Origin of the sequence: Intrasporangium zincisolvens (assembly GCF_034724055.1) — a bacterium.
Lineage (GTDB): Bacteria > Actinomycetota > Actinomycetes > Actinomycetales > Dermatophilaceae > Monashia > Monashia zincisolvens.
On record NZ_JAWIIL010000007.1, the window covers coordinates 77,330 to 90,424 of the forward strand.

Sequence of the window (13,095 nt, forward strand, 5' to 3'; positions counted from 1 at the left end):
AAGTGGTCGCCCGGGTGTCCGAGAGCTCGGACACCCGGGTGCGTGGTCAGGCCTCCGGCTGAAGGCCCGCCTCGACCGCGGCGATGATCCGCGGCCGGATGTCGTGCGGTGCGACGACCTCGTCGACCGACCCGACGGTGACGGCGCGCTGGATGCTGTGCACGCCGTCGAACTCCGAGGCCACCTGGCCGAGCTTCTCGGCCCGGACCGAGCCGCGCACCTCGGCGAGCTCGGTGGCCAGGCGCGCCCGCTCGACGCCCGACGCCGCGGCGACCTGCTCCTGCAGCTGCGCGACGCGCGGGTCGGCGGACGTGCGCGCGTCGACGTCGCGCGAGAACACGACGGCGGCGGCCGGCGCCCCACCGAGCACCGAGGCGAACGAGCCCTCGACGGCGAGCACCGTCATGCGCGGGTTGAGCGTCTTGGAGAAGACGACGAACGCGCCGCCGTGGTAGCGGGACACGACGGTGAAGACGATCGGGCCGTCGAAGTTGACGATGGCCCGGCCGATCTCGGCGCCGTACTCGAGCTGGAGGCTGCGCATCGACTCCGGTGAGCCGTCGAAGCCGGACAGGTTGGCCAGCACGACGACCGGCCGGTTGCCGCTGGCGGCGTTGATGGCGCGAGCCACCTTCTTGCTCGACCGGGGGAACAGCGTGCCGGCCGTGTACGTGTCGGGGCCGTCGGTGGGCGGGAACCCGCGCCGCGGCACCGGCTTGGACTCGATGCCGATGAGCGTCACCGGGATGCCGCCGAGGTGGGCGTCCTGCACCACCGCGGTCTCGGCGTCGGCCATGCCGGCCCAGCGCTCGAGCGGCTCGTGGTCCTGGTCGCTGACGGCGCGCATCAGGGTGCGGATGTCGAACGGCTTCTTGCGGTCCGGGTTGGTGACGGCGGAGAAGATGTCGCCGACGGTCTTGAACCCCGACTCGGGCAGCTCGTGCGGGTACAGCGTGACGTCGCGGTGCGACGGGTCGCTCGTCGGGACGCGTCGGGGCCCGGACTCGCCCGGGGCCACGTACGCGTGGTCGTAGTGCGCCATGAGGATGGCGCGCGCGCCGACGAGGTCCTTGGCCCAGTACTGCGCCTGGCCGTTGGGGCCCATGACGCGGTCGTAGCCGCCGATGCCGAAGTTGTCCTCGGCGCTGACGCCGCCGGAGAAGTCGAGCGACTGCTTGCCGGTGAGCACCATGGCGCTGTCGGGCGTCATGACGAGGATGCCCTTGGTGTGCATGAGCATCGTCGCCTCGGCGTTCCAGTACGGCTGGGCGCCGACGTTGATGCCGGCGACGACGATGTTGATCTCGCCGCCCGCCTGGGTGAACTCGATGATCCGCTTGAGCGCGCGGGCCACCCAGTCCATGTTCTCGGTGCCGGAGTCCATCGAGATGCGGGCGCCGGCCGACAGCGAGTACCACTCGAGCGGCACGTGCATCCGCTCGGCGAGGTCGATGGCGGCGATGACGCGCGCGCACTCGGCCTCGGCGACCGAGCCGAGCGAGCGGAGCGGGTCACCGGAGAGCACGACGCGCGTCACGCCCTGCGGGTGCCGCTGCGTCGGCGTCGTGACGACGGCGACGATGATGCCGGCCTTGTTGAGCCCGACCGGGCGGTCGACCGGCACGAGCGCGCCGGTGTCGTCGAGGTCGTGCTCGACGACGGTGCCGCCCTGGCCCGCGATCATCGACTGCAGCTCGTACGGGTACACGAGGCCGCGGCGCCGGGCCCGCACCACCTTCGACGCGTAGTCGTCGAGCGGTGCGAGCGGCTCGGTGGGCGGGGCGCCGACGGACGCCTCGACGCCGGAGCCCGGCTGGTAGAAGAAGCGCCCGGCGATGGGGGCGGGCTTCTGGTCGGGGGCCGTCGCGACGTCGGCCTCGACGAGGACCTCCTCGATGCCGGCTCCGGCGGTCAGCGGGGCGATCTTGCCGCGCAGCGCCGTCAGCTGGCCGAGGTCGGCCTCGATCGTCGGCCAGATCTGCACCCACACGTGGTTCATGTCGAGGCGCGAGCCGCCCGGGCCGCGCGCGGCGCGGACCCGGCGGATGGCCTCGAGGCAGTTGGCGATGGCGCGCTCGACGTGCGGCAGGCCGGACACCTGGCCGTGCTCGTCGCGCACGACGACGATCTGGCGCACCTGCGCGAGGGCGACGAGACGCCGGTCGTCGGGGTTGTCCTTGGCGACGCACTCGTAGAGCAGGACGTCGTCGGGGGCCTCGAGACGCGTCACGTCGAAGGCGGTGAGGCGCCACAGGTTGAGCCGACGGCCGACCATCGGGTGGACGCCGCGCACGAGCCGGTCCTCGACGAGGCGGCCCTCGACGGGTCGGAAGGTGAAGTAGTCGACGTGCCGCTCGACGCCGGCGCTGACGGCCACGGCGACGCGTCGGGTGTCGTGGGCGAACGGCAGCTCCTGGAGCAGCGCCGCGAGCCGGTCGCTCGCCTCGTCGGGCGAGTCCGGCTCGTCGGGCCAGCGCAGGTAGAGGTCGACGACCGAGTGGCTGCCCTCGGTGCGGGCCCAGACGTCGGCCGACACCGCGGTGTCGAGGGCGCTGCCCGGCACGAGCTCGTCGACGGCGCCGATGCTCGAGGTCAGGTGCGTGTGGCGGTCGTCGAGGGTGTAGTCGGCTGTCGCGAACGGGCGGCCGCCCTCGGTGAAGGTGCGCAGGGCGTGCAGCTCGTGCCCGCGGTAGTGGCGCTTGATGAGCACCTCGAGCATCGGCTCGTGCTGCTGGATGCCCTCGGGCGTGTCGGCCGACGCGTACAGCCGCTCGGCGAGGAAGCGCACGATCTGCTCGGGGATCGCCGCGAGCTCGTCGACGCGCAGCGCGTGGTCGGCGGCGTCGGCGTCGGCTGCGAGCGCCGCCACCTTGTCGCGGACGCCGGCGAGCACGCTGGCGCGGCCCTCGTCGACGAGCGGCTGGTCGAACCAGCGGAACCGGACGCTGCGGGCGAGGTCGCCGATGACCGGGAAGCGCAGCTGCGTGGCGACGACGAGGCGGTCCAGCGCGTCGCGGGCCGACGCGTCGAGCGGGGCCGCCGGGACCGGCTCGGCGAGCCAGCGCTGCAGCACCGACGTGGCGAAGGCGACCTCGGGGGCCGAGCGCTGCTGCGACAGGAAGATGCGGAACACCGCCTCCTCGAGCTCGGGCGTGCGCTCGAAGTCGGCGACGCCGTAGTGGCGCAGGACCCGGGCGAGCTTGTCGCGGAAGTCGGTCGGCAGGCCGGCCCGGTCGGGGTCGAGGCTCTGCAGGTAGGTGTGGAAGAACTCCTTCGGGCTGTGCACGAGCAGCTCGGTGTGGCGCTCCTCGAGGGCCGGCCGGTTGCGGCTCAGCTCGGCGAAGTCGCTGATGAGGTCGAGGATCGCGATCTCCTCGGTGAGCGGCTCGTCGCCCCGCGTGCCCTCGGCGGCGAGCTCGTCGCGCGCGGCGAGGTAGGCCGCGAGGGTGCCGCGGTCGCCGCCGTCGGCGCCGCCGTCGAAGCCGAGGACGGTGGCCGACAGGTCGGCCAGGCCACGGGTCGCGCGCTGCTGCGCCGTGGCGGTGCCGGTGGTCGGCTCGGGCAGGTCGAGGTCGACCGACTCCTCGGCGGCGGGGGCGGCGTCGGCCGCCTCGTCGGCGTCCTCGAGGGGCTCGAGGCGCACGAGCGGGGCGCCGGTCTCGACCTGGCTGCCCACACTCGCGAGGATCTCGCGGACCCGCGCGGCCATGGGGGAGACGAGGACGGTCTCCATCTTCATCGACTCGAGCACGAGGACCGGGGCGCCCGCGGCGACCTCGGCGCCGACCTCGACCGGCGTCGCGACGACGAGCGCCGGCGCGGGGGAGCGGACGACGCCGCCCTCGTCGCGGCTGACGCGGTGGGTGACGCCGTCGACCTCGACGAGCTGGACGGTCCCGTGCGTCGCCGTGACGAGGCGGTGGCCGCGGCCCTCGACGCTGATGCGTCCGGCGTACTCGTCGATGAGGTCGAGCTCGGCGTCGACGACGTGCTCGGCGCCGCCGCCCGCGACCGTGACCCGGTAGCGGTGCGAGGCGGTGCGCAGGACGGTGACCTTGTAGGCGGTGCCGCGCAGCTTGAGGTCGATGGCCCGGCCCACGGTGTGCTGCACCTGCGGGCGGCCGCCGCGCGCGGACTCGAACAGGCGCGCCCGCTCGATGGCCTCGGCGTCCTCGTAGGCCTCGATGCCGGCGGCGACGAGCGCGACGCCGGAGTGGCGGTGCGACACGAGGCGGCCCTCGGCGCGGACCCGGTCGATCCAGCCGGTGTCGGCCGAGCCGTCGATGATCTCGGGCTGGTCGAGCAGGTCGAGGATGAACGACTTGTTCGTCGAGCCGCCCTCGATGACGACGGTGGTCTCGGACATGGCGCGGCGCAGTCGGGCCAGCGCCTCGTCGCGGTCGCGGCCGTAGGCGATGATCTTGGCGATCATCGAGTCGAAGTCGGCGGGGATCGAGTCGCCTTCTCCCACACCGGTGTCGACGCGGATGCCGGGGCCGGCGGGGAACTGGAGCAGGCTGATGCGGCCGGGGCTCGGCGCGAAGTCGCGGTCGGGGTCCTCGGCGTTGAGGCGGGCCTCGACGGCGTGGCCGCGCTCGGTGGGCCGGCCCTGCGGGAGGTCGTCGAGGCGTCCACCGTTCGCGACGTGGATCTGCAGCTTGACGAGGTCGGTGTCGGTGACCGACTCGGTGATCGGGTGCTCGACCTGCAGGCGGGTGTTGACCTCGAGGAAGGCGAAGAAGCGCTCGCCCGGGTGGTAGAGGAACTCGACGGTGCCGGCACCGGCGTAGCCGACGGCGATCGCGAGCCGCTCGGCGCTGTCCTTGACCTCCTGCGCCTGCTCGGGGCTGAGGACCGGTGAGGCCGACTCCTCGATGACCTTCTGGTTGCGCCGCTGCACGGAGCAGTCGCGGACGCCGACGGCCCAGGCGGTGCCCTGCCCGTCGGCGATGACCTGCACCTCGATGTGCCGGGCGCCCGTGACGAGCTTCTCGAGGAAGACGACGCCCGAGCCGAACGCGCGCTCGGCCTCGTCGCGGGTGCGCTCGTAGGCGTCGGTGAGGTCGGCGTCGGAGTCGACGCGGCGGATGCCGCGGCCGCCGCCGCCGGCCGTCGCCTTGAGCATGAGCGGGTAGCCGATGCGCGCGGCAGCGGCCGTGGCGTCCTCGAGCGTGTCGACGCCGCCGCGGCTCCACGGCGCGACGGGCACGCCGACCTCCTCGGCGATGAGCTTGCTGCCGATCTTGTCGCCGAGCTTGGTCATCGCCTCGGCGCTCGGACCGATGAAGGTGACGCCGATGCGGTCGCACAGCTCGGCGAACGCCGGGTGCTCGGCGACGAAGCCCCAGCCGACCCACGCGGCGTCGGCGCCGGTCTCGCGCAGGGCGCGCTCGAGGACGGCGTAGTCGAGGTAGGGACGCGCGGAGGCCGGGCCGAGGTCGTAGGCGCGGTCGGCCTCGCGGACGAACATCGCGCGGCGCTCGCCCTCGGTGTGCAGGGCGACGGTCTCGATGCGGTGGCCGTCCGGCCCTGCTGCTGCGTTGAGGTCCCGCACCGCGTGGATGAGCCGCATGGCGGCCTCGCCGCGGTTCACGATGGCGATGCGCGAGATCATCGAGTGCTCCTTCGACCGGGGTCAGACGGGTGCTGCAGGGGTGCCGACAAGGGTGGTGTCGCACCCTGCAGCCTTCCACGCCACCTCGGTGACCGGCGAGTAGACGGGCCTGCCGTTCGCCCGTGCGTGGCTGGTCGGCACGCTACCGTCGGCTCGTGGTGGGGACCCCGGCCGTCGGCGCCTTCGGTGCGCGGCTCCGCGCCCTGCGCGAGGCGAGGTCGCTGACGCAGGAGGAGCTGTCGGAGCGAGCCGGCCTCAGCGTCAAGGCGATCAGCGCCCTCGAGCGTGGCGAGCGGCTGCGGCCGCACCCGCACACCGTCCGTTCCCTGGCCGACGCGCTGCACCTCGACGATGCGGAACGCGCGGGACTCGTGGCCTCGGTGCCGCGCCGTGCCGAGCCGTCCGAGCATGGGGACCGGCTGGCAACGGGAGGCGCCTTCGCGGCGTCGGGGCTCGCGCCACTCTTCGGCCGCGACGCGGACCTGACGCGTCTCGCCGACCTCCTGACCACGCACGGCGCCCGGTTCGTCACACTCACCGGGCCGGGCGGCGTCGGGAAGACGCGTCTCGCGACGGAAGTCGCCGCGCGCGTCGGCGACGCCTTTCCCGGCGGCGTCCGGCTGCTCGACCTAGCGGCCGTGCGCGAGCCGGAGGACGTGATGCCCCAGGTCGCCGCGGCGCTCGGGGTGGTCGAGGAGCCGACCGGCACCGTGCACCTCGTGGAGCGGGTCGCAGGCCACCTCGCGGACCGTCGGGTGCTGCTCGTCCTCGACAACCTCGAGCAGGTGGTCTCCTGCGGTCCTCGTCTGGCCGAGCTCCTCGGTCGCGCGCCGGGGCTGACGCTGCTCGCCACGAGCCGTGCTCCGCTGCGGGTCCGCGCCGAGCAGGAGGTACCGGTGGCGCCGCTGGCCCTCCCCGTCCTCGACGACGGGCCCGACGCCGAGGCCGACGTGACCGCCTCGCCGGCCGTCGCGATGTTCCTCGACCGGGCCGCGGCGGTCGGCGCCCAGGTGCGCGCCGGCGCCGTCGGGTCCAGCAGCGCCGCGACGCTCGCCGCCATCGCGCGCCGCCTCGACGGGCTCCCGCTCGCCATCGAGCTGGCCGCCGCTGCGGCCCGCGTGCTGCCGCCCGACGCGCTGCTCGCTCGGCTCGAGGCGGGCACCACCGACGTGGGCGTCGCCGGCCCGCGCGACCTGCCCGAGCGGCAGCGCAGCATGGCGACCGTGCTCGACGGGAGCGTCGGCCTGCTGGAGCCCCGGCAGCGCGACCTGTTCCTGCGCGCAGCCGTGTTCTCCGGCGGCTTCTCTCTCGACTGGCTCGCCGCCGTCGAACCGGCCGCCGAGCCGGCGGCGGAGCCGCTCCTGACCGGGTGCGCCGACGACGTGCTGCCCCGGGTCGCCGCCCTCGTCGAGCAGGCGCTCGTGCTGCCGGCGCCCTCGCCGGACGGCGTTCCGCGCTTCCGCCTCCTCGAGCCGGTGCGGCAGTACGCGGTCACGCGGGCGCACGTCGCCGGTCTGGCGCTGCCGACGGCCGACGCGCACGCTTCGTACGCCCGGCAGGTGGCCCTGGATGCGCACCGACGCCTGTGGTCGGCCGGCATCGGACCGGTGCTCGACCGCGTCGAGGCCGAGCGCGGCAACCTGAGGTCGGGACTGCTGCGGCTCCTCGAGCTCGACCGGGTGACAGAGGCTGCCGACCTTGCCGGCGGCCTGTGGCCGTACTTCGCCATGCGCGGACGCGTGCGCGAGGCGCATGAGTGGCTCGAGCGGGTCGACGGCACCGGCACCCCGAGCGCCGTGGCGTGGGCAGCGGTCGGCCGCATGGGGCTGATGCTCGTCGTCGGCGAGGTCGGCGGGATGCGCCTGCTCAGCGACCTGGCGATCCGGCTGTCCGAACGGGCCGGCGACACCCTTCTCGTCGTGGAGGCCACCCTGCTCGGCGGGCTGGGGGCGCTGTTCGCCGGCGACCTGGCCGCGGGGGAGCGGCTCCTGGCCTCGGCCGAGGCGCGGGCGGAGGACCTGGGCGTCGAGGAGGTCGGCGAGGGAGACCCGCGCCGGTGGGCGCGGCTGCACGTGCAGGTGGGGCGCGGACAGTCGCTCCTGCTCGAGGGCGACGCCGAGGGTGCCACGCGACTGCTCGAGGAGGCGGTCACGTCGGCGAGGGCGCTGGGCAACGAGTTCGGCCTCGCCGCCTCGCTCAACACCCTCGCGACGGCGCGCCAGGTCGCGGGCGACGACGTCGGGGCCGCGGCCCTGCTCGGTGAGTCCCTCGCGGTGTCGTTCCCGCTCCGCCTCGGCTGGACGCTCGGCTACGCGGTGCCCGAGCTCGCCGGCGTGGCGGCGCGATCAGGGCGAACCAAGGCCGCGGCATACCTCTTCGGCGCTGCCGCGACGCTCGGCGACACGACCTCGGTGGACCCGCACTACCCGCCCTCACGCGCCAGCGCGCAGGCCGGGCTCGTCGTCGCCCGGACGCAGCTGGAGCCCGACGAGTTCGGCGGGGCCTGGGAGGCCGGCCGGACCGCGACGCAGGAGGAGGTGGCCCGCTTCGCGGCCGCGGTCGTCGCCGACATCGCCGCCCCGGGCGACGCGGACCTCAGCCTTCGCGGACGCGGCTGACGAAGCGTCGGTACTGCCGGGCGCCCAGGGTGCGCAGGAGGACGCGGGCCGGCAGGGGGAGCTTCGCGAGCATCGCCCGACGCTCCTCCGGCGAGCAGTCCTCGAGGATCGCCCCGAAGAGGATCGGCAGCTGCGAGCGGGTCATCGACTCCATCCCGTGCTGCCCGAGGCTGTCCCACTCGGCGACCGTGACGTACCGCAGGCATAGCGGCAGGATCTCGCGCTCCTCGAGGTCGAGGTGCTCGGCGAGGTCGGCGGCGAACCGGTCGAGGACGTCGGCCAGCTCGATGCTGCGCGCGCGGGTCGGCCCGGCCTCCCACGCGGGCAGCAGGTGCGCGACGCGCTCGAGGTGGTCCTCGATCCCGTGGTGCTGGGCCTGCATCGTCTCGACGAGGCCGGTGGACGGCGCGGCCCGCTCGAGCAGCGCCGGCCACAGGACGGCGTCCTCCCCGGTGTGGTGCATCTCGAGGCCGGCGAGCACGAGGCGAAGCACCTCGGCGAGGGTCCGGGCCCGCTCCACGTCGCCGTCGGCGACCTCGCGGACGAGTCCCGGCAGCAGTCGCGTCTCGCGGCGGAAGGCGCGGTGGACGATGACCATCTCGTGGACCCACGGGCGGTCGGTGGTCGGCGTGGTGCTGAAGGTCGTGGTGCTCACGGTCAGGGCCTTTCGCTGGTGTGGTGCTGACCTCTCCAGCGTCGGCGGTGGCCGCGGCACGCCCCAGCCACGGAGCACCCACAGCGCCCCCACACCACCGCCACGACGGCGCATCAGGCCAGCGGGTCAGGCCAGCGGGTCAGGCCAGCGGGTCAAGCCAGCTCGGCGATGACGGCGCGCACCATCCGGCGGCCGTGCTCGGCCATCCGCGGGAACGTGTGGCGGTAGTAGCCGATGCCGTAGAGCGAGGGCGCGAGGGCCCAGCCGCAGGCCCGCACCCACGTCGCGTCGTCGGGCGCCACGGCGTCACGGTAGGTGTCGCGGGCGGCGCCCGTGAAGGTCCACAGCGCGGCGGCGACGTCGGGTGCCGGGTCGCCGACCCCGAGTGCGCCCCAGTCGATGACGGCGGCGAGCCGGCCCGCGTCGACGACGAGGTTGCCGGGCTGGAGGTCGCCGTGGATCCACACCGGGTCGCGGTCCCAGTCGGGTGCGGCGAGGCACGCGGCCCAGGCCCGCTCGGCAGCGCCGAGGTCGAAGCCGTCGTCGTGGCCGCGCAGCTGGTCGAGCCCGGCTCGGGCCATCCGGTCGGCATGCCGCAGCGGCGTGCCGCGCGAACCGGGCGGCTTCGTCGGGCCACCGGTGGCGTCGACCGCGTGCAGCGCGCGGGTGAACGTCGCGAGGTCGCGGGCGAGCAGGACGTCGTCCGAGCCGAGGCGCGGCGGCGTCGTGCCCTCGACCCACGGCACGACCGACCACGCCCAGGGGCAGCCCTCGCCCGGACGGCCGAGGTGCGTCGGCACCGGGACCTCGGCGGGCAGGTGCGGCGCGAGCCCCGGGAGCCAGCGGGCGTCCGACGCGGCCTGCCCCGACGCGTACTCCACCTTCGGCATCCGGACCACGAGGTCAGCACCGAGGCGGAAGAGCACGTTGTCGGTGCCTTCCACGTCGTCGGGCAGCGACGTCACCGGCCGGTCGGCCCACTGCGGGCACTGGTCGTCGACGAGCCGGCGCACCAGCTCGGGCGTGGCCCTGACCTCGTCCTCATGCATCGGCACGCCGCCACGCTAGGTGTCGAGGCATTCCGCGGGCGAACGCTTTTGCAGCGCAGTAGCGTCGGCGCACGGCGTGCACAGGGGCCCGCCACGTCGACAGGGGATGTCATGGACGCGACCTCGCAGGACGCGGGCGGCTCGCCGCGCGTCGACCACCTGGCGCCGGCGCCGCCGCAGTACTCCGAGCAGGGCCCGGAGCCGCCGATGGGCGGGGTGGAGCGCAGCCTGCGCCGGCCACTCAGCGTCGGCCTGGCCCTGCTGCTCGTCGTCGGCAACGTCCTGGGCTGGATCTGGTTCGTCGACAGCCAGGACCAGCGGTTCGACCAGCTGGAGTCGCAGGTGTCCTCCGTCGACATGGGCCCGCCTCCGCCCGCCGCGGACCCTGCGCTGTGCTGGCTGATCGGCGCCTCCGTGCGCTCGAGCGGGCGCGGCAGCGAGCTGGCGGGCCAGATCTCGCAGTCCGGGGTCCTCGACGACTGCAGCGAGTCCGCGATCCGGGGCGCGAACGGGTACGGGCCGTGACACGCGCGGGCCTGGCCCTGACCGTCGGCGCGGGGGGATACCGTTGCCGCCCGTGACCACGATCGACGACGTCAGGCAGGCCGTCCGCACCGCGAGCGAGGTGTCGCTCGACGTCGTCCTCGGGCCGATGAAGTCGGGCAAGAGCCTCGAGCTGATCCGCCTGCTCTCGCCGCTGCAGTACACGCGCGTCAAGCACCGCGTGTACCAGTCGGCGCGGCACGTCCGCGACACCGGCGTCACCTCCCGCAGCGGCGGCGTCCTCACGACGACCAAGACGCTGGCCCTGGCCGAGGCGCTCGAGGTCGAGCTCGACCTCGTCGCGGTCGACGAGGTGCACATGTTCGACATCGGCGACATCGAGGTCGTCGACCAGCTGCTGCGCCGGGGCACGCGCGTCGTCGTCGCCGGCATCGACCTCGACCACCGCGGCGAGCTCTTCGCGCCGGTGCGGGCCCTGCTCGAGCTCGGCCCCGACGCCGTCACCTACCGCCGCGCCGTGTGCGACGTGTGCCGCGACTTCAGCGCCACGCACACCCAGGTGCTCCGCGCCGGCGTGCCGTTCCTCGAGCGGCTCGGTGCCCCTGGCGAGGAGAGCGGGTCGGAGGCGCTGCCCGACGACGGCACGTTCTCCTACGAGGCCCGCTGCCGCACGTGCTTCGTGCGCCCGCGCGACTGACGCCGGTCACTCGCCGCGTCGGCGGGCGCGGTGCGCCGCGGCCTTGACGCGGCTCTGGCAGCGGGCCGAGCAGAACCGGCGCCCGCCGTTGCGCGAGGTGTCGACGTAGACGCGGTCGCACGCCGGCGCCGCGCACACCCCGAGCCGCCCGGCGAGGTCGGAGCCGACGGCGATGGCCAGGCCGGCGGCGATGCCGGCTGCCCAGCCGCGGTCGAACGAGTCGTCGGGGCCGTGGAAGTGGAGGCGGTAGGCGCCGGCGGCGTCGCGGTCGAGCTGGGGCCGGGGTGCCGTGGCGTCGATGAGGGCGTTGACGCGGGCCGCCGCCGTGTCGAGGTCGTCGGCGTCGGTCGCGGCGAACACCTCGCGCACCTCCGGCGCGAGGGCCGCGAGGCGGTCGGTGGCGGCGCGGGAGGGGTGGGGGCGGCGTCCGTCGGCGTCGAGGAGCACGCCCGTCACGGCCTCGTGGCGCGCATCCCCTGTCGGTGCGGTGACCGGGTGCCCGCCGTCCTCGCCCGGCGTCAGGGCGTTGACGAGCCCGGCCGCGGCGTCGAGAAGGCGCCCGAGATGACTGTCGAAGTCCACTTGACCAGTCACGCCTCTCATGGTTGGGTGCGTCGGGTGGTGACCGCTCAACTCTAGGTCACCGGTCATCGACCGAGGGAGAAGCCGTGCCGCGCCCGTTCGCCGTCCTCGTCCTGGCGCGCTGCGTCAACCGCCTCGGCGGGTTCAGCATGGCCTTCCTCGGGGTGCACCTCGCCACCGACCTCGGCGCCTCGCTCGCCCTCGTCGGCGTCGTCCTCGCGGCCTTCGGTGTCGCGACGATCCCCTCGCGGCTGCTGGGCGGGTACCTCGCCGGACGCGTCGGGGCCGTCCCGACGATGGTGGCCGGTCTCGTCGGGTGCGCCGTGGCCCAGCTCGTCCTCGCCGCGGCGCCGACGCTCGGCTGGGCCCTGGTCGGCGCGGTGCTGCTCGGGCTCGCCTTCGAGGTTGTCGAGCCGCCGAGCCAGGCCCTCGTCGCCGACCTCGTCGACCCGGCCGGCCTGCCCTCGGCCTACGCGCTGCTGTGGTCGGCGATCGCCGTCGCGGGGGTCGCCGCCGGTGGCATCGCCGCACTCGTCGTGCGCGCCGGGGTCGCCTGGCTCTTCGTCGTCGACGCGGCCACGTGCCTCGCGTGCGCGCTCCTCGTCGCGGTCCTGCTCCGCGTCCCGGACTCCACGCCCGGCGGCGACGCGGGCCGCACGCACGGGGCGACGCCGACGGGGCCGACGCGCTTCCGGCCCCTCACCGTCGCCGCCGGCGACCGTCGCCTGCTGCGCCACACGGTCGTCGGCACGGTCTTCGCGACCGCCTTCATGGTCGTCGTGTTCGCGCTGCCCCTGACCGTCGGCCGCCTGGGACTGAGCGCGTCCACGACCGGGGTGCTCCTCGCGGTCGAGGCCGCCGCCGGCCTCGCGGCGCAGCCACTCGTGCGGCGGGTCCGCGACCAGGTCCGTGCCGACGCGTCGGCGCTGCGCCTCGGCTACGGCGTCGTCGCCCTCGGGCTAGCGGTCGTGGCGCTCGCGACCGGTGCGCTCGAGGGGTCGGGCCTCGGGTTCTCGGTGGTCGGGGCGATCGTCGTGCTCGGGGCGGGCCTGTCCGTCGTGGCCGTCGGGTCGACGCTGACGCTGGGCCCGCTGCAGGCCGGGGCCGCGCGCCTGGCTCCGGCGTGGGGCCGTGCTGCGTACCTCGCCGTGTTCGGGCTCTCGTGGGGCATCGCCTCGACGCTCGCGCCGTTCGTCGTCTCGACCCTCCTGCCGCTGGGGGCGGCGTGGCCGTGGGTCGCGGCCGCGACGCTCGTCGTGGCGCTCCTCGCCGTGCCCGGTCGCGACGAGACGGCGCCGGCCGCCCCTGCACCGTCACGGATGACGACCACGACTCCCGCTCGCGCCACACGCTGAGCACGCCCGACGCGTCCACCG

General features: G+C 74.9%; 8 protein-coding genes. 4 read left to right on the forward strand and 4 right to left on the reverse strand.

The window, feature by feature from the left end:
• Positions 1–46: 46 nt before the first annotated feature.
• A complete protein-coding gene (locus RY076_RS17440; protein WP_323100317.1) occupies positions 47–5,614 on the reverse strand; it encodes an ATP-binding protein in 5,568 nt (1,855 codons plus the stop codon).
• A gap of 155 nt (positions 5,615–5,769) precedes the next feature.
• Between RY076_RS17440 and RY076_RS17445 the strand changes: the two genes are divergently transcribed.
• Positions 5,770–8,232, forward strand: coding sequence for an ATP-binding protein (locus RY076_RS17445; protein ID WP_323100318.1), 2,463 nt, complete (start codon positions 5,770–5,772; stop codon positions 8,230–8,232).
• Here RY076_RS17445 and RY076_RS17450 read toward each other — a convergent pair.
• Together RY076_RS17450 and RY076_RS17455 are read right to left on the reverse strand one after the other, a co-directional pair.
• Positions 8,210–8,887 (reverse strand): hemerythrin domain-containing protein, encoded by a 678-nt coding sequence (locus RY076_RS17450; protein WP_323100319.1) that lies wholly within the window; start codon positions 8,885–8,887, stop codon positions 8,210–8,212. The genes RY076_RS17445 and RY076_RS17450 overlap by 23 nt on opposite strands.
• Positions 8,888–9,039: 152 nt before the next feature.
• Positions 9,040–9,936 (reverse strand): aminoglycoside phosphotransferase family protein, encoded by an 897-nt coding sequence (locus RY076_RS17455; protein WP_323100508.1) that lies wholly within the window; start codon positions 9,934–9,936, stop codon positions 9,040–9,042.
• Positions 9,937–10,047: 111 nt separating this feature from the next.
• On the opposite strand from RY076_RS17455, the gene RY076_RS17460 reads away from it, so the two are divergent.
• Positions 10,048–10,461: a hypothetical protein gene (locus tag RY076_RS17460; RefSeq protein ID WP_323100320.1), complete on the forward strand. Its 414-nt coding sequence runs from the start codon at positions 10,048–10,050 to the stop codon at positions 10,459–10,461.
• 52 nt (positions 10,462–10,513) lie between these two features.
• Positions 10,514–11,137: a thymidine kinase gene (locus tag RY076_RS17465; protein ID WP_323100321.1), complete on the forward strand. Its 624-nt coding sequence runs from the start codon at positions 10,514–10,516 to the stop codon at positions 11,135–11,137.
• A 6-nt stretch (positions 11,138–11,143) separates the two neighbouring features.
• Here the strand turns inward: RY076_RS17465 and RY076_RS17470 are convergent, their stop codons facing one another.
• Positions 11,144–11,731 (reverse strand): CGNR zinc finger domain-containing protein, encoded by a 588-nt coding sequence (locus tag RY076_RS17470; RefSeq protein ID WP_323100322.1) that lies wholly within the window; start codon positions 11,729–11,731, stop codon positions 11,144–11,146.
• 74 nt (positions 11,732–11,805) lie between these two features.
• Between RY076_RS17470 and RY076_RS17475 the strand changes: the two genes are divergently transcribed.
• The gene (locus tag RY076_RS17475) at positions 11,806–13,074 is read left to right on the forward strand and encodes an MFS transporter (protein WP_323100324.1); all 1,269 of its coding nucleotides are present in this window, start codon (positions 11,806–11,808) and stop codon (positions 13,072–13,074) included.
• Positions 13,075–13,095: the final 21 nt, after the last annotated feature.